A 19,354-nucleotide genomic window follows, 5' to 3' on the forward strand; every position below is an offset into this window, starting at 1 on the left:
TTGTTTTGTGTCTTTCCCCCCCCTCTTTCTTCCCCCCCCCCCCCCCCCCCCCCCCCCCCCCCCCCCCCCCCCCCCCCCCCCCCCCCCCCCCCCCCCCCCCCCCGCGGCCGTCTCGGAGAGTGCTCCCGCGGTTACGCGGCCTGGCGCTCCAGGGCCGCCATCGCGCGCTGCGTGACCTCTTCGACCTTCCCGAGGGCCGGGATGGTCACCACGAGGTCCTGCGCCTTGTAGTAGTCGATGATCGGCTCGGTCTCCGTGTGGTAGACCTCCAGCCGCTTGCGCACCGTGTCCTCACGGTCGTCCTCGCGCTGGTACAGCTCGCCGCCGCAGATGTCGCACACGCCGGGCGTCTTCGAGGGGCTGTACTCGACGTGGAAGATGTGCTTGCCGTCCTTGCGGCACATCCGCCGGCCGGAGATGCGCTTGACGACCTCGTCCTCCGGGACCTCCAGGTCCAGCACCGCGTCCAGCGTCTGGTCCGCGTCCTTGAGGATGCCGTCCAGCGCCTCGGCCTGCGCCAGGTTCCGCGGGAAGCCGTCCAGCAGGAAGCCGCCGGTGGCGTCGGACTGCTCCATGCGGTCCTTGGCCATGCCGATCGTGACCTCGTCCGGCACCAGGTTCCCAGCGTCCATGAACGCCTTCGCCTGCTTGCCGAGGTCGGTGCCCTGGCTGATATTGGCGCGGAACAGGTCACCCGTGGAGATGTGCGGGATGGCGAGGTTCTCGGCGAGGTACGCAGCCTGCGTACCCTTGCCTGCCCCAGGAGGACCGACGAGGACGATTCGCATCAGCGGAGGAACCCTTCGTAGTTACGCTGCTGAAGCTGGCTCTCGATCTGCTTCACGGTCTCCAGACCCACACCCACGATGATCAGGATGCTCGTCCCGCCGAAGGGGAAGTTCTGGTTCGCGTTGAAAAGCACCAACGCCACTGTCGGCACCAGCGCGATCAGACCCAGATACAGCGAGCCCGGCCACGTGATCCGGTTGAGCACGTAGCTGAGGTACTCGGCCGTCGGGCGACCAGCCCGGATACCCGGGATGAAGCCACCATACTTCTTCATGTTGTCGGCAACTTCTTCGGGGTTGAAGGAGATGGCGACGTAGAAGAAGGCGAAAAACACGATCAGCAGGAAGTACGTAACGATGTAAACCGGCCCATCTCCGCGCTGGAAGTGTGTCTGAAGCCACGTGGCCCAGCCTGCCTTCGAGCCGCTGAACTGCGCGATGAGCGCAGGGATGTAGAGCAGCGACGACGCGAAAATGACAGGAATCACACCTGCCTGATTCACCTTGAGCGGGATATAGGTGGACGTTCCGCCGTACGAACGACGACCGATCATCCGCTTGGCGTACTGCACGGGGATCCTGCGCTGGGCCTGCTCGACGAAGACCACCAGCGCGATCATCGCGAGTCCGATCGCGATCACGGAGCCGAATTCGATCCAGCCGTCGGCGAGCTTGCCGGACACCTTGATCTGCCACAGCGCGCCCGGGAATCCGGAGGCGATCGAGATGAACATCAGGATCGACATGCCGTTGCCGATGCCGCGGTCGGTGATGAGCTCACCCAGCCACATGACGACGCCGGTGCCGGCGGTCATGCAGATGACCATCGTGACGGTCGTGAAGATGGCCGGGTCGGGAATGATTTCGTTGCGCAGGGTGCAGGTGCTGAAGAGCGCGCCGCTGCGGGCGGTGGCCACCAGACCGGTGCCCTGCAGGATCGCGAGCGCCACGGTGAGGTACCGGGTGTACTGCGTGATCTTCGCCTGCCCGGACTGCCCCTCCTTCTTCAGGGCCTCCAGCCGTGGGATCACCACGGTGAGCAGCTGAAGGATGATGCTCGCCGTGATGTACGGCATGATCCCGAGCGCGAAAAGTGTGATCTTGAGCAGCGCACCGCCGCTGAACATGTTCACCAGGCCGAAAAGCCCACTACCGGAGCCGGCCTGCTTCATGCAGGTCTCGACGTTGGAGTAGTTCACTCCAGGAACCGGTACGTGCGCCCCGAGCCGATAGACCAGCACGATGCCCAGCGTGAACAGCAGCTTCTTGCGCAGGTCGGGCGTCTTGAACGCTCGGGCGAACGCGGTGAGCACGGTGCCTCCTGCGCCCCCCGCCTCGTGGGCGAGAGGTGACGGTCTTGAGGATCTACGAATACTGAGCGGCCGAAAACCGCGCGGCCCCCGGCCACGCGGCATATCCTCCGCGGTCCGCCACATCAGTACCCTGACGCGGCATCCCCCGGCGAAAGTACAGCAATAGTGCACGCCACCTTACCGGCGACCATGCCCCCCTTGGAACGACCAACCGGGGATGCCCCAATTCGTGGGCATCCCCGGTCAGTTGATTCACTCGCGTCGGAGCGGCGTCAGAGAGGTGTCAGAGCAGCTCGGTGACGCTGCCGCCGGCGGCGGCGATCTTCTCCTTGGCGGAGCCGGAAACGGCGTCGACCGTCACCGTCAGCGCCACGGAGATCTCGCCCTGGCCCAGGACCTTGACGAGCTCGTTGTTGCGCACCGCGCCCTTGGCGACCAGATCGGCCACCGTGACCTCGCCACCCTGCGGGTAGAGCGCGGCCAGCTTCTCCAGGTTCACGACCTGGAACTGCTTGTGGGCGGGGTTCTTGAAGCCCTTCAGCTTCGGGAGACGCATGTGGAGGGGCATCTGGCCACCCTCGAAGCGCTCCGGAACCTGGTAACGGGCCTTCGTGCCCTTGGTACCACGACCAGCGGTCTTACCCTTGGACGCCTCACCACGACCCACGCGGGTCTTGGCGGTCTTGGCACCCGGGGCAGGACGGAGGTTGTGGACCTTCAGCGGGTTGTTCTCCGCCATGTCAGACCTCCTCGACAGTCACGAGGTGACGCACGGTGTGCACCATGCCGACGACCACGGAACTGGCCTCCCGGACGACGCTGTCGTTCACGCGCTTGAGACCGAGCGAACGGAGCGTGTCACGGTGGTTCTGCTTGCTACCGATGACGGACTTGCTCTGCGTGATCTTGAGCTGAGTCATTACGCACTCACCCCGGCACGCGCCCGCAGCAGAGCGGCGGGTGCAACGTCCTCCAGCGGCAGGCCACGACGGGCCGCGATCTCCTCGGGGCGCTGAAGGCCACGAAGCGCGGTCACCGTGGCGTGCACGATGTTGATCGGGTTCGACGAACCGAGCGACTTGCTCAGCACGTCGTGAATGCCGGCGCACTCGAGCACGGCGCGCACCGGGCCACCGGCGATCACACCGGTACCGGGGGAAGCAGGCTTGAGCAGGACGACGCCCGCGGCCTTCTCGCCCGTGATGGGGTGCGGGATGGTGCCCTGGATACGGGGGACCTTGAAGAAGTGCTTCTTGGCCTCCTCAACACCCTTGGCGATGGCGGCCGGCACCTCCTTGGCCTTGCCGTAACCGACACCCACGGTGCCGTCACCGTCGCCCACCACGACCAGCGCGGTGAAGCTGAAGCGACGACCACCCTTCACAACCTTGGCGACACGGTTGATGGCGACAACACGCTCGACGTAGGCGGTCTTTTCGGCAGCTGCGCCGCCGTCCCGCCGGTCCTTACGGTCCCGCCGCTCGCCGCCACCGGCGCCGCCACCGCGGCGCTGGGGTCCAGCCATTGGAATTACCTCTCTCTGTTACGTCCGCTAGCTACGGAACCGGGGCTCAGAACTTCAGCCCGGCTTCGCGGGCGGCGTCGGCCAGAGCGGCAATCCGCCCGGCGTACTGCTTGCCACCTCGGTCGAAGACGACAGCCTCGACACCGGCGGCCTTGGCACGCTCGGCGACCAGGGCGCCGACCTTCTTCGCCTGGGCGCTCTTGTCGCCCTCGCCACCACGGATCGACGCGTCCAGGGTCGACGCAGAGGCCACGGTGTGGCCCTTGATGTCGTCGATGACCTGTGCGGTGATGCCACGGTTGGACCGCGTCACGACCAGACGAGGACGCTCCGGGGTACCCGAAATCCGCTTACGGATGCGGATGTGGCGACGCTTCGCAGCGGCGCGCTTGTAGGCGTCGCCCTTAGCGATCTTCACACCGTATGCCATGGCTTACTTACCAGCCTTTCCGACCTTGCGGCGGATGACCTCGCCGGCGTACTTGACGCCCTTGGCCTTGTACGGGTCGGGCTTACGCAGCTTGCGGATGTTCGCGGCGACCTCGCCGACCTTCTGCTTGTCGATGCCCTCGACGCTGAGCTTGGTCGGGGACTCGACCTTGAACGAGATGCCCTCGGGCGCCTCGATCACGATCGGGTGGCTGTAGCCCAGGGCGAACTCCAGGTTGGAGCCCTTCGCCTGGACGCGGTAACCCACACCGCTGATCTCGAGCGCCTTGCTGTAGCCCTGGGTCACGCCGGTGATCATGTTCGCCACCAGCGTGCGGGACAGGCCGTGCAGGGCCTTGTTCTGACGCTCGTCGTTCGGGCGGATGACGTTGATGACGCCGTCCTCACCCTTGGCGACCTCGATGGGCGCGGCGACCGTGTGCTGAAGGGAACCCTTGGGGCCCTTCACGGAGACCGTCCGGCCATCGATGGTGACGTCCACACCAGCGGGAACCTGGATGGGCAGCTTGCCAATACGCGACATTAGCTATTCCTCCGTTCCCTGGTTACCAGACGTAGGCGAGAACTTCTCCGCCTACACCCTTCTTGCTGGCCTGCTGACCGGTCAGGAGACCGTGGGACGTGGAGATGATCGCCACGCCCAGGCCGCCGAGGACCTTCGGCAGGTTGGTGGACTTTGCGTAGACCCGCAGGCCCGGCTTCGAAATCCGCTTGATGCCGGCGATCGAGCGCTCGCGGTTCGGGCCGAACTTCAGCTCGAGGACGAGGTTCTTGCCGACCTCGGCGTCCTCGACCTTCCAGCCGGTGATGTAACCCTCCTGCTGGAGGATTTCCGCGATGTGCGACTTGATCTTGCTGTGCGGCATCGACACGGAGTCGTGGTATGCCGAGTTCGCGTTCCGCAGACGGGTCAGCATGTCTGCGATGGGGTCAGTCATGGTCATGAATTGGCCTTCGGCCTCTCTCGCCGGGGTTTCCTATATGCGCCATCCCTCTCCCCACTCAGTGGCGGGACGGGTGCGGCACGGGGACCTACGGCGTAGTAAGCGACTTTGAGCGGGTACGGAACCCGCGGTCGGTCTCGGGCGGCGGGCGCCCAACCCTTCCACTCTAGGTGATGAAGGGCGGGGCACCACGCCATCCGAATGCTTACCGAGAGCCTCCGGTAACCACCAAGTAGGCGGTTACCAGGAGCTCTTGGTCACGCCCGGCAGCTCGCCACGGTGAGCCATCTCACGAAGGCACACGCGGCACAGGCCGAACTTGCGGTAGACGGAGTGCGGACGACCGCAGCGCTGGCAGCGGGTGTACGCGCGCACAGCGAACTTGGGCTTGCGAGCAGCCTTCGCGATGAGAGCCTTCTTCGCCATCTCGCTCACGCCTCCTTGAACGGGAAGCCGAGGTGACGGAGGAGGGCGCGGCCCTCGTCGTCGTTGGTCGCCGTGGTGACCACGGTGATGTCCATACCCCGGGTACGGTCGATCTTGTCCTGGTCGATCTCGTGGAACATGACCTGCTCCGTGAGACCGAAGGTGTAGTTGCCCCGGCCGTCGAACTGCTTCGGCGACAGACCACGGAAGTCGCGGATGCGCGGCAGCGCGAGCGACAGCAGGCGGTCCAGGAACTCCCACATGCGGTCACCGCGGAGGGTGACGTGGGCACCGATCGGCTGGCCCTCACGCAGCTTGAACTGCGCGATGGACTTGCGGGCCTTGGTCACGGCCGGCTTCTGGCCGGTGATCGTGGTGAGGTCGCGGATGGCGCCCTCGATCAGCTTGGAGTCGCGGGCGGCGTCGCCCACACCCATGTTGACCACGATCTTGGTCAGACCGGGGATCTGCATGACGTTCTCGTACGAGAACTCGTCCTTCAGCTTCCCGGCGATCTCTTCGCGGTAGCGCTGCTTGAGGCGCGGCGCGTTGGTGGTGGCAGTCATCAGATGTCCTCACCGGTCCGCTTGGCAACGCGGATCTTGTTGCCTTCGTCATCGAAGCGGTACCCGACGCGGGTGACGACCTTGTTGCCGTCCTTCTCCACCACGAGCTGAACGTTGCTCACGTGGATCGGGGCCTCGGTCGTCACAATGCCGCCGGTCTTCGAACCGCGAGCGGTCTGACCGGCCTTGGTGTGCTTCTTGACCCGGTTGACACCCTCGACCAGGACACGGTCGTCGGCGGGGAAGGCCTGAATGACCTTGCCCTGCTTGCCCTTGTCCTTACCGGTGATGACCTGGACCAGGTCGCCCTTCTTGATCTTCATCGGTTACAGCACCTCCGGCGCGAGCGAGATGATCTTCATGAACTTCTTCTCGCGCAGCTCACGGCCCACGGGGCCGAAGATACGGGTGCCGCGGGGGTCGCCATCGTTCTTGAGGATGACGGCCGCGTTCTCGTCGAAGCGGATGTACGAACCGTCGGGACGGCGGCGCTCCTTCACGGTGCGCACGATGACCGCCTTGACGACGTCACCCTTCTTCACGTTGCCACCGGGGATCGCATCCTTCACGGTGGCGACGATGACGTCACCGATGCCCGCGTAGCGTCGGCCCGAGCCACCGAGAACACGGATGGTGAGAATTTCCTTCGCACCCGTGTTGTCGGCGACGCGCAGCCGAGACTCCTGCTGGATCACGTCTATCTCCTGATCGTCTGCCGGTTCCCCGCGGGGGCGTTACCTCTTACGAGGCGCAGCCCCCGCGGAGCCTGGCGGAACTATTCCGAGGGAATCCCCCTCGGGGGGATGTGCTTGCCGTCTGCAATTCCCTTGCGGGAATTACTTGGCCTTCTCGAGGATCTCGACGACGCGCCAGCGCTTCGTCGCGGAGGTCGGCCGGGTCTCCATGAGGAGGACACGGTCGCCCACGCCCGCGGCGTTCTGCTCGTCGTGCGCCTTGAGCTTGTTCGTACGACGGATGACCTTGCCGTACAGCGCGTGCTTGACGCGGTCCTCGACGGCGACGACGACGGTCTTGTCCATCTTGTCGCTGACGACAAGACCCTCGCGGGTCTTGCGGAAGCCGCGCTCGTTCTTCTCAGTCACATTCGTCTCGCTCATCAGGCGCTCTCCACCGTCTCGATGCCGAGCTCGCGCTCCCGCATCAGGGTGTAGATCCGGGCGATGTCCTTGCGGACGGCCTTCAGCCGGCCGTGGTTTTCGAGCTGTCCGGTCGCCGCCTGGAAGCGGAGGTTGAACAGCTCCTCCTTGGCCTCACGAAGCTTCGCGACGAGGTCCTCGTCATTCAGCTCGCGCAGCTCGGTCGCCTTGATACCGGCCGCCATCACGACTCACCTGCCTCGCGCCGCACGATGCGGCACTTCATCGGAAGCTTGTGGGCGGCGCGGGTCAGCGCCTCCTTCGCAACCTTTTCGTTCGGGAAGGACAGCTCGAACATCACCCGACCGGGCTTGACGTTCGCGACCCACCACTCCGGAGAACCCTTACCGGAACCCATGCGGGTCTCGGCCGGCTTCTTCGTCAGCGGGCGGTCCGGGTAAATGTTGATCCAGACCTTGCCGCCACGCTTGATGTGACGGGTCATGGCGATACGAGCGGACTCGATCTGCCGGTTCGTCACGTAGGCCGGGGTGACAGCCTGGATGCCGTACTCACCGAATGCCAGCTCGGTGCCACCCTTGGCCATGCCACTGCGCTTCGGGTGGTGCTGCTTGCGGTGCTTGACCCTACGAGGGATCAGCATGGGTCAGCTCTCCTTTCCGGCAGCGCTGGGCTCAGCGGCGGCACCGGCCGGAGCCTCGGCCTTGGCGGCCTCGGCGGAGGGAGCCTGCTGCTGCGGCTTGCGGCCACGGCCACCACGCTCGCCACCGCGGCGCGGACGGTCGTTGCCGCCGCCACCACGGGCCGGGCGGTTGCCCGCACGGGCGGCGGCGTTCTCGGCGCGAACCTCGGCGATGTTCTTGACGTCGCCCTTGTAGATCCAGACCTTCACGCCGATGCGACCGAAGGTCGTCTTGGCCTCGAAGAAGCCGTAGTCGACGTTCGCACGGAGCGTGTGCAGGGGCACGCGGCCCTCGCGGTAGAACTCCGAGCGGGACATCTCGGCGCCGCCGAGACGGCCACCGCACTGGATCTTGATGCCCTTGGCGCCGGCCTTCATCGTCGACTGCATGCTCTTACGCATGGCGCGACGGAAGGAGACACGCGAGGACAGCTGCTCCGCGACGGCCTGCGCGACCAGCTGGGCATCCGTCTCGGGGTTCTTGACCTCGAGGATGTTCAGCTGGACCTGCTTGCCGGTGAGCTTCTCCAGCTCACCGCGGATGCGGTCGGCCTCGGCGCCGCGGCGGCCGATGACGATGCCCGGACGGGCGGTGTGGATGTCAACGCGGACGCGCTCACGGGTGCGCTCGATCTCAACCTTCGAGATACCGGCGCGCTCCATGCCCTTCGTCATCATGCGACGAATGGCGACGTCTTCCTTGACGTAGTCCTTGTACAGCTTGTCGGCGTACCAGCGCGACTTGAAGTCGGTGGTGATGCCGAGCCGGAACCCGTGCGGGTTTACCTTCTGGCCCATTACCGGGTTCCTTCCTTGCTGCTGACGACCACAGTGATGTGGCTGGTCCGCTTGCGGATCCGGTAGGCACGGCCCTGAGCACGCGGACGGAACCGCTTCAGGGTCGGGCCCTCGTCGACGTACGCCTCGCTGATGACCAGCGAGGAGGCGTCCGTGTGGTCGTAGTTGTGCGCGGCGTTGGCAATGGCGCTGTCCAGCACCTTGCCCACCGGCACGCTCGCGGCCTGCGGGGCGAAACGCAGGACCGCCTGAGCCTCCGTGGCATCCATGCCACGGACAAGGTCCACCACGCGGCGGGCCTTCATGGGCGTGACACGCACGTAGCGCGCCTGGGCCCTGGCTTCCATGGTTGTCCCTTCGGTGTCAGTCATTGGTCTTCGCTTTCCGCAGATCAGCGACGACGCGACTTGCGGTCGTCCTTCTCATGGCCGCGGAAGGTGCGGGTCGGCGCAAACTCGCCGAGCTTGTGGCCGACCATCGACTCGGTGACGAACACCGGGACGTGGGTCTTGCCGTTGTGCACCGCCAGCGTGTGGCCGAGCATGGCCGGCACGATCATGGAGCGACGGGACCAGGTCTTGATGACGTTCTTGGTGCCGGCTTCGTTCTGGACATCCACCTTCTTGATCAGGTGGTCGTCGACGAAGGGCCCCTTCTTGAGACTGCGCGGCATCTAAACCCGCTCCTAGCGCTTCTTGTTCGTCTTGCGGCGGCGGACGATGTACTTGTTCGAAGCCTTCTTCGGCGAACGAGTACGACCCTCCTTCTGACCCCACGGCGAGACCGGGTGGCGACCACCGGAGGTCTTGCCCTCACCACCACCGTGCGGGTGGTCGACGGGGTTCATCACGACACCACGCACGGTCGGGCGAACGCCCTTCCAGCGCATGCGGCCGGCCTTGCCCCAGTTGATGTTCGACTGCTCGGCGTTGCCGACCTCGCCGACGGTGGCGCGGCAGCGGACGTCGACCAGGCGGATCTCACCCGACGGCATACGAAGGTGGGCCATGGAGCCCTCCTTCGCCAGCAGCTGCACGGAGGCACCCGCGGAGCGGGCGAACTTCGCGCCGCCGCCGGGCCGCAGCTCGATGGCGTGGATGGTCGTACCGACCGGGATGTTGCGCAGCGCCAGGTTGTTGCCGGGCTTGATGTCGGCGCCAGGGCCGTTCTCAATCCGGTCACCCTGCGACAGACCGCGGGGGGCGATGATGTAGCGCTTCTCGCCGTCCGCGTAGTGCAGGAGCGCGATGCGCGCGGTGCGGTTCGGGTCGTACTCGATGTGCGCGACCTTGGCCGGCACGCCGTCCTTGTCGTGACGACGGAAGTCGATCACGCGGTAGGCGCGCTTGTGGCCACCGCCCTGGTGGCGAACGGTCACACGACCGGCGTTGTTACGGCCGCCCTTGCTGTGCAGCGGGCGAACCAGCGACTTCTCCGGCGTGGACCGCGTGATCTCGACAAAGTCGGCGACGCTGGAGCCACGACGGCCCGGGGTCGTCGGCTTGTACTTGCGGATACCCATTTCTCAGTCCTCGTCCGATTCCGGACGATCCAGACCGCCGTTAGGCGGTCGGACCGCCGAAGATGTCGATGCGGTCGCCCTCGGCGAGGGTCACGATGGCGCGCTTGGTGTCAGCGCGCTTGCCGAAACCGGTGCGGGTGCGCTTGCGCTTGCCCTGCCGGTTGATCGTGTTCACCCCGGTGACCTTGACCGAGAAGACCGCCTCGACGGCCTGCTTGATCTGGGTCTTGTTGGCACGCGGGTCGACGATGAACGTGTACTTGTTCTCGTCCAGGAGCGCGTAGCTCTTCTCGGACACGACGGGCTTCTTCAGCACGTCACGGTGGTCCGTGTAGGTCTTGCTGGTGACGACGGCCTCACTCATCAGGCGTCGCTCCCTTCGGTCTCAGCGGCCTTGGGGCCAGACACGAAGGACTCGAAAGCGGTCTGGGTGAAGACCACGTCGTCCGAGACGAGCACGTCGTACGTGTTCAGCTGGCCCGGCTCCAGGATGTGAACCTGGGGCAGGTTGCGGGCGGACAGCCACGCGGCCTCGTCGCTGCGCTCGGCGACCAGGAGCAGGTTCTTGCGCTCCGAGATCTTGCCGAACAGCGTCTTCGCGGCCTTGGTGGAGGTCGCACCCTCGACCACGCCGGAAACGACGTGGATGCGCGAGTTGCGGGCCCGGTCGGTGAGGGCACCGCGCAGGGCGGCGGCCTTCATCTTCTTCGGGGTCCGCTGCGAGTAGTCACGCGGCACGGGGCCGTGGACGACGCCACCGCCGGCGAACTGCGGCGCACGGGTCGAGCCCTGACGCGCGCGGCCGGTGCCCTTCTGGCGGTACGGCTTCTTGCCACCGCCGCGGACCTCGCCACGGGTCTTGGTCTTGTGCGTGCCCTGACGGGCAGCGGCCAGCTGTGCGACGACGACCTGGTGGATCAGCGGAACGCTGACCTTCGCGTCGAAGATCTCCGTGGGGAGCTCGACGGTACCGGCCTTGTCGCCTGCCGGCGAAAGGATGTCAATGGTGCTCATCGGTTACCTCAGGCCCCCTTGGCCGCGGTACGGACCAGGACGAGGCCGCCGTTCGGACCAGGAACTGCGCCCTTGATGAGCAGCAGACCCTTCTCCGCGTCAACGGCATGGACGGTCAGGTTCTGGGTGGTGACCCGCTCGTTGCCCATACGACCGGCCATCCGCATGCCCTTGAACACGCGGCCCGGGGTGGCGCAGCCACCGATGGAGCCCGGCTTGCGGTGCACACGGTGCGCGCCGTGGGAGGCCTTGCCGCCGTGGAAGCCGTGACGCTTCATGACACCGGCGAAGCCCTTGCCCTTGCTCGTGCCGGTCACGTCCACCTTGATGCCGGAGTCGAAGACCTCGGCATTGATCTCCTGGCCGAGGGTGTACTCGCCGGCGTCGGCGGTACGGACCTCGACGAGGTGACGACGGGGGGTGACGTCGGCCTTGGCGAAGTGGCCCTTGAGGGGCTTGTTCACCTTGCGCGGGTCGATCTCGCCGAAGGCGATCTGGACGGAGTCGTAACCGTCCTGGTCTGCGGTGCGCACCTGGGTAACGACACAGGGGCCGGCCTTGACCACGGTCACCGGAACGACACGGTTGTTGTCGTCCCAGACCTGGGTCATGCCGAGCTTCTCGCCCAGGAGGCCCTTGATCTGCTTAGTCATTCTCGACTCACCGACCCTCAGAGCTTGATCTCGATGTCGACACCGGCCGGGAGGTCGAGTCGCATCAGGGAGTCAACGGTCTTCGGCGTCGGGTCGAGGATGTCGATCAGGCGCTTGTGCGTCCGCATCTCGAAGTGCTCGCGCGCGTCCTTGTACTTGTGCGGCGACTTGATGACGCAGTACACGTTCTTTTCAGTGGGCAGCGGCACCGGGCCTGCGACCGACGCACCAGTGCGGGTCACCGTCTCGACGATCTTCTTCGCCGAGCTGTCGATGACCTCGTGGTCGTAGGCCTTGAGCCGGATGCGGATCTTCTGTCCCGCCATGGCTACTGTGTAGTCCTTTGTCTCGTAAACGCTCTGGGACCCGATGCGCTTGTGCCTTGTACGGACACGGCCCACATCCGCCACGCTCTCGCTCTTCGCCGACCCACGCGGTCGGGCGTGTCGCATCCCTTCCCGCGTATCTCCGCAAGGGAGATCCTTCGAGAAGGAGAACGTGGGGTCATGGACACCCACCGGGCGCCTGGCTGAGGCACCCCGCTGAGCTTCCCGGAAGATTCCCGTACTTCCGCCCCTGATAAGAGGCGACGAATACCTAGGACTCGCTTCCGGTCCTCCCGGCGGGAGGCGCGCAGCATCGGCACTCAACCGAGCAACTTGGCTAGTGTGCCATATGGGGCACACGGCTGGCCAACCGAAGGGGAGAGAGTACCCCACGCCACACTCGGCGAATCCTCGGGCCCGCCTCATCCGTCCCGGACAGGCCCTCCGGCCCCGCCGTCAGCCGGCCGGAACGACCGCCTGCGGACTGCGCTCCTGCGCGCTCCCGGGCACCGGCGCCGAGGCGTCGCTCCCCAGCGCCACGATCCGGTTTCCGGCGTCCACATGCACCACGCGCGGCTTCATCGCCCGTGCCTCGGCGTCCTCCACCTGCCCGTAGCTGATGAGAATCACCAGGTCACCGGGGTGCACGAGGTGCGCGGCCGCGCCGTTGATCCCGATGACCCCGGACCCCCGCTCCCCCTCGATCACGTACGTCTCCAGCCGGGCCCCGTTGGTGATGTCGACGATGTGGACCAGCTCGCCCGGCAGCAGATCGGCGGCGTCCAGCAACTCCGCGTCAACGGTCACGGACCCGACGTAATGCAGATCGGCCTGGGTCACGGTCGCCCGGTGGATCTTCGACTTGAACATGGTGCGCAGCATGGCGTCACTCCTGTGATAAGGGTCGCGCCCTCACCCGAGGTGCGCGCCGACGAGCCCATGCTAAGCGCCCCCATCGGGCCCACAAAGAGTGACGACTGTCACCGCCAGGAACCCCTCAAGCCCTACAGATGGTCGACCTCGCTCAGATCGATGTCGATCGTGAACGGCACCGTCGTCTTCAGCCGCTCATGGTGAATACCGGTGAGCCCGTACGCCTTCGTGACCGCGTCCAGCTCGTACGTGTGCACCGCCGGGTGGTCCTTCTCCCCCGCCATCTCGACCAGCCAGAAGTGCGGGATGCCCGCCGCCGCGTACTTGCCCGGCTTGGTGTCCCGGTCCCGCGCCTCGGAGTCGGGCGAGACGACTTCCACGGCGAGCACGGCATCGGACGCCTCGTAGCGCGTCTGCCGCCGGTCCCGTACGGCCTCGGCGTGCAGCACGACGATGTCCGGCTCGGGGGCGTTCCGCGCGTCCAGTACGACGGTCATCTCCCGCCGCACCCGGAAGCGCTCCGGCGCCGTCCGCCGCAGCCCGGCCTCCAGCAGATACATCACCAGCGTGTGAAAATCCCGCTGGGGGCTCACGAAGACCAGGCTCCCGTCGATCAACTCGGTGTGCGGCGGGAGATCGGGCAGAGCGAACAGGTCGTCCACGGTGTAGCCGTACGGCGGCGGCACCGGCCAGGTGTGCTGCGGTTCGGCGGTCATGATTCCTCCCATGGACGAGATCGTCGACCGTCCACCCACCGTAGCGCCCCGATACGACCAAAAGCCGCTCGAAGGCGGGGGAACACCTGCACACCCTTGACGCCATGCAAGAAGGGCCCGTACGACCGAAGTCGTACGGGCCCTTCTGTGAGCCGAGGCTCGGTGCTCCTAGGAGCGCCGGGTCTCCTCGATCAGCAGGTAAGCGAGCTTACTTGTTGATCTTGGTGACCTGGCCGGCGCCGACGGTCCGGCCACCCTCACGGATGGCGAACTTCAGGCCCTCCTCCATGGCGACCGGCTGGATCAGCTGGACCGACATGGCGGTGTTGTCGCCCGGCATGACCATCTCGGTGCCCTCGGGGAGGGTCACGACGCCGGTCACGTCCGTGGTACGGAAGTAGAACTGCGGGCGGTAGTTGTTGAAGAAGGGGGTGTGACGGCCACCCTCGTCCTTCGACAGGATGTAGGCCTGGGCCTCGAACTCGGTGTGCGGCGTGACCGAACCGGGCTTGATGATGACCTGGCCGCGCTCGACGTCCTCGCGCTTGATACCGCGAAGCAGCAGACCGACGTTCTCACCGGCCTGACCCTCGTCCAGCAGCTTCCGGAACATCTCGATGCCGGTGACCGTGGTGGTGGTCTTCTCGGTCTTGATGCCGATGATGTCGACGGTCTCGTTGACCTTCAGGACACCGCGCTCGATACGGCCGGTGACGACCGTACCGCGACCGGTGATCGTGAAGACGTCCTCGATCGGCATCAGGAACGGCTTGTCGGTGTCGCGCTCCGGGGCCGGGATGGCCTCGTCGACAGCCTTCATGAGGTCCAGGACCGACTTGCCCCACTCGGCGTCGCCCTCGAGCGCCTTCAGCGCCGAGACCTTGACGACCGGGAGGTCGTCGCCCGGGAACTCGTACTCGGAGAGGAGCTCACGGACCTCGAGCTCGACGAGCTCCAGGATCTCCTCGTCGTCCACCATGTCGGCCTTGTTCAGGGCGACAACGATGTAGGGAACGCCGACCTGGCGGGCCAGGAGCACGTGCTCCTTGGTCTGCGGCATCGGACCGTCGGTCGCGGCGACCACGAGGATCGCGCCGTCCATCTGGGCGGCACCGGTGATCATGTTCTTGATGTAGTCCGCGTGACCGGGGCAGTCGACGTGGGCGTAGTGACGGTTTTCCGTCTGGTACTCGACGTGCGCGATGGAGATGGTGATACCACGCTGGCGCTCTTCCGGCGCCTTGTCGATCATGTCGAAGGCCGAGGCCTCGTTCAGGTCCGGGAACGCGTCGTGCAGCACCTTGGTAATGGCGGCCGTGAGGGTCGTCTTACCGTGGTCGATGTGACCGATGGTGCCGATGTTGACGTGCGGCTTAGTCCGCTCGAACTTCGCCTTCGCCACTGGGGTCCTCCTGTGGAGTGGTTCTGTACGCCTTACTCATCGGCGCCAGGTGATCTTTGCTGGGGTGCCGGCTGACGGGGGCAATCCTCACGGATAGCGGGGATTGCCCCGTCAGTCGGTGTCAAGCCTAAAGCGTGTCGGGGTCCGACTCTGACGAGACGGGTCTTACTCGCCCTTGGCCTTCGCGATGATCTCCTCGGCGACGTTCCGCGGAACCTCGGCGTAGGAGTCGAACTGCATCGAGTAGCTCGCGCGACCCGACGTCTTGCTGCGGAGGTCTCCGACGTAGCCGAACATCTCCGAGAGCGGAACCAGGCCCGTGACGAGCTTGGCACCGTGACGGTCCTCCATGGACTGAATCTGTCCACGGCGGGAGTTGATGTCGCCGATCACGTCGCCCATGTAGTCCTCGGGCGTGGTGACCTCGACCTTCATCATCGGCTCGAGCAGGGCCGGGGAGGCCTTGCGGGCGGCCTCCTTGAAGGCCATCGAACCGGCGATCTTGAACGCCATCTCGGAGGAGTCGACCTCGTGGAAGGCACCGTCGAGGAGCGTGACGCGGACACCCGTCAGCGGGTAGCCGGCGAGCACACCGAACTCCATGGCCTCCTGGCAGCCGGCGTCCACGGACGGGATGTACTCCCGCGGGATGCGGCCACCGGTGACCTTGTTCTCGAACTCGTAACCGTCGCCCTCCAGGGGCGCGATCGCGATCTGCACCTTCGCGAACTGGCCGGAACCACCAGTCTGCTTCTTGTGCGTGTAGTCGAGACGCTCGACGGGCTTGCGCAGCGTCTCGCGGTACGCGACCTGCGGCTTGCCGACGTTGGCCTCGACCCGGAACTCACGCTTCATACGGTCGACCAGCACGTCGAGGTGCAGCTCGCCCATACCCGCGATGATGGTCTGGCCGGTCTCCTCGTCGGTGTGGACCTGGAACGACGGGTCCTCTTCGGCGAGGCGCTGGATGGCGACACCCAGCTTCTCCTGGTCGCCCTTGGACTTGGGCTCAATGGCGACCTGGATGACCGGGGCCGGGAACTCCATCGACTCCAGGATCACCTGGTTGGCGGAGTCACAGAGGGTCTCACCGGTGGTGGTCTGCTTCAGACCCATGACGGCGACGATGTCACCGGCACCCACCGAGTCGATCTCCTCACGCTTGTTCGCGTGCATCCGGTAGATCTTGCCGATGCGCTCCTTCTTGCCCTTGACGGAGTTCAGCACCTGCGTGCCGGACTCCAGGCGACCCGAGTAGACCCGGATGAAGGTGAGCTTGCCCAGGTGCGGGTCGCTCGCGATCTTGAAGGCAAGAGCGGCGAGCGGCTCGTCCTCGGACGGACGGCGCGTGATGACCTGCTCGGCGTCGTTGACCGCGTGGCCCTCGATGGCCTCGACGTCCAGCGGCGACGGGAGGTAACGCACGACCGCGTCCAGCAGCGGCTGGACACCCTTGTTCTTGAACGCGGTACCGCAGAACACGGGCGTGACGGTGGTGTTCTCCGCCTTGCCGGCGTTGATGGTGATGCGGCGGATCGCCGCGTACAGCTGCTCCACGGTGGGCTCCTGGCCCTCCAGGTACAGCTCCATCAGCTCTTCGTCGTTCTCGGCGACCGTCTCGAGGAGCTTGCCGCGCCATTCCTCGGCAGCCTCGATGTGGGTGTCGGGGATGTCGACGGTGTCGTACATCTCGCCCTTGGCGGCCTCGGCCGACCACAGCAGGGCCTTCATGGTGACGAGGTCGACGACGCCCTTGAAGTCCGCCTCGGTGCCGATCGGCAGCTGCATCACGATCGGGGTCGCGCCGAGGCGGTCCACGATCATGTCGACGCAGCGGTGGAACTCCGCGCCGGTGCGGTCGAGCTTGTTGACGAAGCAGATACGCGGCACGCCGTAGCGGTCCGCCTGACGCCACACGGTCTCGGACTGGGGCTCAACGCCGGCAACGCCGTCGAACACCGTCACAGCACCGTCGAGCACACGCAGGGAACGCTCCACCTCGACGGTGAAGTCGACGTGACCCGGGGTGTCGATGATGTTGATGGTGTGGTCGACGTTTTCCAGCGGCCAGTGACAGGTGGTGGCAGCAGAGGTGATCGTGATGCCACGCTCCTGCTCCTGCTCCATCCAGTCCATCGTGGCGGCGCCGTCGTGGACCTCACCGATCTTGTACGAAACACCGGTGTAGAACAGGATCCGCTCGGTGGTCGTCGTCTTGCCCGCGTCGATGTGGGCCATGATCCCGATGTTGCGGACCTTGGCCAGGTCAAGTGAAGTGGTAGCCATAAGGCTTTCGTCTTCTCTCGGTCTCGATGTGGGTAGCGACTACCAGCGGTAGTGCGCGAAGGCCTTGTTGGACTCGGCCATCTTGTGCGTGTCCTCGCGCTTCTTGACCGAAGCGCCGAGGCCGTTCGAGGCGTCCAGCAGCTCGTTCATGAGGCGCTCGGTCATGGTCTTCTCGCGGCGGGCGCGGGAGTAGCCCACGAGCCAGCGCAGCGCCAGGGTCGACGCGCGGCCCGGCTTGACCTCGATCGGGACCTGGTAGGTCGCGCCACCGACACGGCGGGACTTGACCTCGAGGGTCGGCTTGATGTTCTCCAGCGCGCGCTTCAGCGTGATGACCGGGTCGTTGCCGGTCTTCTCGCGCAGCCCCTCCATGGCGCCGTAAACGATGCGCTCGGCGGTGGAGCGCTTTCCGTTCAGCAGCACCTTGTTGATGAGGGAGGTCACCAGAGGAGAGTTGTAGACCGGGTCGATGATGACCGGGCGCTTCGGGGCGGGGCCCTTACGAGGCATTCTTACTTCTCCTTCTTGGCGCCGTAGCGGCTGCGAGCCTGCTTGCGGTTCTTGACGCCCTGCGTGTCGAGGGAGCCGCGGATGATCTTGTACCGAACACCCGGCAGGTCCTTCACACGACCGCCACGCACGAGCACGATCGAGTGCTCCTGCAGGTTGTGGCCCTCACCCGGAATGTAAGCGGTGACCTCGATGCCGCTGGTCAGACGCACACGCGCGACCTTACGCAGGGCCGAGTTCGGCTTCTTCGGGGTGGTGGTGAAAACACGCGTGCAGACGCCACGGCGCTGGGGCGAACCCTCGAGTGCAGGCGTCTTGTTCTTCTCGACCTTGTCCTGCCGGCCCTTGCGGACCAGCTGCTGGATCGTAGGCACCGTTTCTCCGGTTTCTGTGTGCCAGTCTCGGTAAAGCTAACCTGGAACTTCGCCGACCCACGAGGTCGGGTGTGTCGAATACCGCAGATCCCTCGCTGGAACGAGGAGCAGCGAATTACGGTGTCGGACCCGGCTTCGTGCGCACCGGCACCGCCCGCCCGAAGGCTGAGGGAGATGCGCGCACGGCAGGCCAGGGACACCCCAGGCACAAGGTCAGAGCGTACCTACCGCATGGGCTGCGGTCAAAACAAATGCACACGCGTAGGACACGCCGGACTCCCACGGCGCTGCCGCCACCGTAGTGCGCTGATCGCGCCGACGGAAGAAGGTGTCCAGCCCCGTTGCGACAGCGCCCCGGAGCGTGCCCCACGGCCCGTGCGGACGCCGCCCCGCGCCTCAGGTCTTCGGCAGCAGCGCCAGCAGCGTGATCAGCATCACCAGGCACCAGCCCCCGATGGCCAGCCAGCCCAGCACCACGCCGGTGAGCGCCATGCCGTCGCCCCGCTCGTCGTTCCGGCGGATCTCCGCCCGCGCCTTGTGCCCCAGGATCACCGCCGGGATCGCGGTCACTCCCCAGGTCAGCGGGGTGAGCAGGCCGCAGATCATGGCGCCGGTCGCGGACGGGTTGGTCCGCGCCGGGGGCATCGGCAGGAACGTCGGCGGGACCATCGGCTGCGGCAGCAGCATCGGCGGCTGCGGCACCGGCCCCTGCGGCAGGTCCCCCACCAGTAACTGCAGGTCGCCGTAGGTCAGCGCCTGATAGGCGCGCTCCACCCGCTCCTCGTACTCGCTCTGGGAGAGCCGCCCCTCGGCGAACCCGGCCTTCAGTACATCGACCGCCCGCTCCCGGTCCGCGTGCGCGGCGCGCATCGCGGGCATGGCGGGCATCTGACGGGGCGGGTGGGCCGGCCGGCCCCCCTGCCACGGTTCGAATGCCACCTGTGAGACCTCCCCCCGGCCGGAGCCCTGATAGCCCCATCATCCCCCACACACCGCAGGGCGGTCATCCAACATGAGGATGACCGCCCTGCGGTTCGCGTTTCGCCCTTACGGGCCGGCCGCCGCCGA

30 protein-coding genes are annotated in these 19,354 nt (G+C 66.1%); all 30 read right to left on the minus strand.

From position 1 onward, the window contains the following. Positions 1–131 precede the first annotated feature (131 nt). Positions 132–788 carry an adenylate kinase gene (locus ACZ4MH_RS16650; RefSeq protein ID WP_351590566.1) on the minus strand — a complete coding sequence of 219 codons (657 nt, stop codon included), beginning with the start codon at positions 786–788 and terminating at the stop codon, positions 132–134. Next, positions 788–2,101, minus strand: coding sequence for a preprotein translocase subunit SecY (gene secY, locus ACZ4MH_RS16655; protein WP_351590564.1), 1,314 nt, complete (start codon positions 2,099–2,101; stop codon positions 788–790). Before secY ends, ACZ4MH_RS16650 begins: the two co-directional genes overlap by 1 nt. A gap of 283 nt (positions 2,102–2,384) precedes the next feature. After that, complete coding sequence (gene rplO, locus ACZ4MH_RS16660) at positions 2,385–2,840, minus strand: 50S ribosomal protein L15 (RefSeq protein ID WP_351590560.1); 456 nt, start codon at positions 2,838–2,840, stop codon at positions 2,385–2,387. A gap of 1 nt (position 2,841) precedes the next feature. Further along, positions 2,842–3,021: a 50S ribosomal protein L30 gene (rpmD, locus tag ACZ4MH_RS16665; protein WP_351590557.1), complete on the minus strand. Its 180-nt coding sequence runs from the start codon at positions 3,019–3,021 to the stop codon at positions 2,842–2,844. Then, positions 3,021–3,626, minus strand: a complete 606-nt coding sequence (rpsE, locus tag ACZ4MH_RS16670) for a 30S ribosomal protein S5 (protein ID WP_351590555.1) — start codon at positions 3,624–3,626, stop codon at positions 3,021–3,023. Before rpsE ends, rpmD begins: the two co-directional genes overlap by 1 nt. Positions 3,627–3,672: 46 nt before the next feature. Continuing rightward, the gene (gene rplR, locus ACZ4MH_RS16675) at positions 3,673–4,056 is read right to left on the minus strand and encodes a 50S ribosomal protein L18 (RefSeq protein WP_351590552.1); all 384 of its coding nucleotides are present in this window, start codon (positions 4,054–4,056) and stop codon (positions 3,673–3,675) included. 3 nt (positions 4,057–4,059) lie between these two features. Next, a complete protein-coding gene (gene rplF / locus ACZ4MH_RS16680) occupies positions 4,060–4,599 on the minus strand; it encodes a 50S ribosomal protein L6 (RefSeq protein ID WP_351590549.1) in 540 nt (179 codons plus the stop codon). Between the two features lie 22 nt (positions 4,600–4,621). After that, positions 4,622–5,020, minus strand: coding sequence for a 30S ribosomal protein S8 (gene rpsH / locus ACZ4MH_RS16685; RefSeq protein ID WP_351590547.1), 399 nt, complete (start codon positions 5,018–5,020; stop codon positions 4,622–4,624). Positions 5,021–5,260: 240 nt separating this feature from the next. Further along, complete coding sequence (locus ACZ4MH_RS16690; RefSeq protein ID WP_004571834.1) at positions 5,261–5,446, minus strand: type Z 30S ribosomal protein S14; 186 nt, start codon at positions 5,444–5,446, stop codon at positions 5,261–5,263. Between the two features lie 5 nt (positions 5,447–5,451). Then, the gene (rplE, locus tag ACZ4MH_RS16695; RefSeq protein ID WP_030262823.1) at positions 5,452–6,012 is read right to left on the minus strand and encodes a 50S ribosomal protein L5; all 561 of its coding nucleotides are present in this window, start codon (positions 6,010–6,012) and stop codon (positions 5,452–5,454) included. Continuing rightward, positions 6,012–6,335 carry a 50S ribosomal protein L24 gene (rplX, locus tag ACZ4MH_RS16700; RefSeq protein WP_351511168.1) on the minus strand — a complete coding sequence of 108 codons (324 nt, stop codon included), beginning with the start codon at positions 6,333–6,335 and terminating at the stop codon, positions 6,012–6,014. The genes rplE and rplX overlap by 1 nt, the downstream gene beginning before the upstream one ends. A 3-nt stretch (positions 6,336–6,338) precedes the next feature. Beyond that, on the minus strand, positions 6,339–6,707 hold the full coding sequence (gene rplN / locus ACZ4MH_RS16705) for a 50S ribosomal protein L14 (RefSeq protein WP_003974257.1): 369 nt from the start codon (positions 6,705–6,707) through the stop codon (positions 6,339–6,341). Between the two features lie 141 nt (positions 6,708–6,848). After that, positions 6,849–7,130, minus strand: a complete 282-nt coding sequence (rpsQ, locus tag ACZ4MH_RS16710; RefSeq protein WP_030262818.1) for a 30S ribosomal protein S17 — start codon at positions 7,128–7,130, stop codon at positions 6,849–6,851. Continuing rightward, positions 7,130–7,354, minus strand: coding sequence for a 50S ribosomal protein L29 (rpmC, locus tag ACZ4MH_RS16715; protein ID WP_351590542.1), 225 nt, complete (start codon positions 7,352–7,354; stop codon positions 7,130–7,132). Before rpmC ends, rpsQ begins: the two co-directional genes overlap by 1 nt. Next, positions 7,354–7,773: a 50S ribosomal protein L16 gene (rplP, locus tag ACZ4MH_RS16720; RefSeq protein ID WP_006604880.1), complete on the minus strand. Its 420-nt coding sequence runs from the start codon at positions 7,771–7,773 to the stop codon at positions 7,354–7,356. Before rplP ends, rpmC begins: the two co-directional genes overlap by 1 nt. Positions 7,774–7,776: 3 nt before the next feature. After that, positions 7,777–8,610 (minus strand): 30S ribosomal protein S3, encoded by an 834-nt coding sequence (gene rpsC / locus ACZ4MH_RS16725; protein WP_351590539.1) that lies wholly within the window; start codon positions 8,608–8,610, stop codon positions 7,777–7,779. Continuing rightward, on the minus strand, positions 8,610–8,957 hold the full coding sequence (gene rplV / locus ACZ4MH_RS16730) for a 50S ribosomal protein L22 (RefSeq protein ID WP_351590630.1): 348 nt from the start codon (positions 8,955–8,957) through the stop codon (positions 8,610–8,612). The genes rpsC and rplV overlap by 1 nt, the downstream gene beginning before the upstream one ends. A 44-nt stretch (positions 8,958–9,001) precedes the next feature. Next, positions 9,002–9,283 carry a 30S ribosomal protein S19 gene (gene rpsS, locus ACZ4MH_RS16735; RefSeq protein WP_030262810.1) on the minus strand — a complete coding sequence of 94 codons (282 nt, stop codon included), beginning with the start codon at positions 9,281–9,283 and terminating at the stop codon, positions 9,002–9,004. Positions 9,284–9,295: 12 nt separating this feature from the next. Then, the gene (gene rplB, locus ACZ4MH_RS16740) at positions 9,296–10,132 is read right to left on the minus strand and encodes a 50S ribosomal protein L2 (protein ID WP_351590535.1); all 837 of its coding nucleotides are present in this window, start codon (positions 10,130–10,132) and stop codon (positions 9,296–9,298) included. A gap of 40 nt (positions 10,133–10,172) precedes the next feature. Continuing rightward, entirely contained in the window at positions 10,173–10,496 is a 324-nt protein-coding gene (rplW, locus tag ACZ4MH_RS16745; RefSeq protein ID WP_351590530.1) for a 50S ribosomal protein L23, read from the minus strand. Beyond that, entirely contained in the window at positions 10,496–11,146 is a 651-nt protein-coding gene (rplD, locus tag ACZ4MH_RS16750; RefSeq protein WP_351590527.1) for a 50S ribosomal protein L4, read from the minus strand. The genes rplW and rplD overlap by 1 nt, the downstream gene beginning before the upstream one ends. Before the next feature lie 8 nt (positions 11,147–11,154). Beyond that, positions 11,155–11,799, minus strand: coding sequence for a 50S ribosomal protein L3 (gene rplC, locus ACZ4MH_RS16755; protein WP_351590525.1), 645 nt, complete (start codon positions 11,797–11,799; stop codon positions 11,155–11,157). A gap of 17 nt (positions 11,800–11,816) precedes the next feature. After that, positions 11,817–12,125 (minus strand): 30S ribosomal protein S10, encoded by a 309-nt coding sequence (gene rpsJ, locus ACZ4MH_RS16760; protein WP_014054162.1) that lies wholly within the window; start codon positions 12,123–12,125, stop codon positions 11,817–11,819. A gap of 456 nt (positions 12,126–12,581) precedes the next feature. After that, on the minus strand, positions 12,582–13,007 hold the full coding sequence (gene panD, locus ACZ4MH_RS16765) for an aspartate 1-decarboxylase (protein ID WP_351590521.1): 426 nt from the start codon (positions 13,005–13,007) through the stop codon (positions 12,582–12,584). A 122-nt stretch (positions 13,008–13,129) separates the two neighbouring features. Then, positions 13,130–13,714, minus strand: a complete 585-nt coding sequence (locus tag ACZ4MH_RS16770; protein ID WP_351590518.1) for a Uma2 family endonuclease — start codon at positions 13,712–13,714, stop codon at positions 13,130–13,132. A 208-nt stretch (positions 13,715–13,922) separates the two neighbouring features. Further along, on the minus strand, positions 13,923–15,116 hold the full coding sequence (gene tuf / locus ACZ4MH_RS16775) for an elongation factor Tu (protein WP_351590515.1): 1,194 nt from the start codon (positions 15,114–15,116) through the stop codon (positions 13,923–13,925). Positions 15,117–15,281: 165 nt separating this feature from the next. Beyond that, positions 15,282–17,402: an elongation factor G gene (fusA, locus tag ACZ4MH_RS16780; protein WP_351590512.1), complete on the minus strand. Its 2,121-nt coding sequence runs from the start codon at positions 17,400–17,402 to the stop codon at positions 15,282–15,284. A 39-nt stretch (positions 17,403–17,441) separates the two neighbouring features. Continuing rightward, entirely contained in the window at positions 17,442–17,912 is a 471-nt protein-coding gene (rpsG, locus tag ACZ4MH_RS16785) for a 30S ribosomal protein S7 (protein ID WP_027749253.1), read from the minus strand. A gap of 2 nt (positions 17,913–17,914) precedes the next feature. After that, positions 17,915–18,286: a 30S ribosomal protein S12 gene (gene rpsL / locus ACZ4MH_RS16790; RefSeq protein WP_003948652.1), complete on the minus strand. Its 372-nt coding sequence runs from the start codon at positions 18,284–18,286 to the stop codon at positions 17,915–17,917. A 396-nt stretch (positions 18,287–18,682) separates the two neighbouring features. Beyond that, positions 18,683–19,156, minus strand: coding sequence for a DUF1707 and DUF4190 domain-containing protein (locus ACZ4MH_RS16795; protein ID WP_351590628.1), 474 nt, complete (start codon positions 19,154–19,156; stop codon positions 18,683–18,685). Positions 19,157–19,354: the final 198 nt, after the last annotated feature.

It is taken from the genome of Streptomyces sp. NPDC026301 (assembly GCF_055567935.1).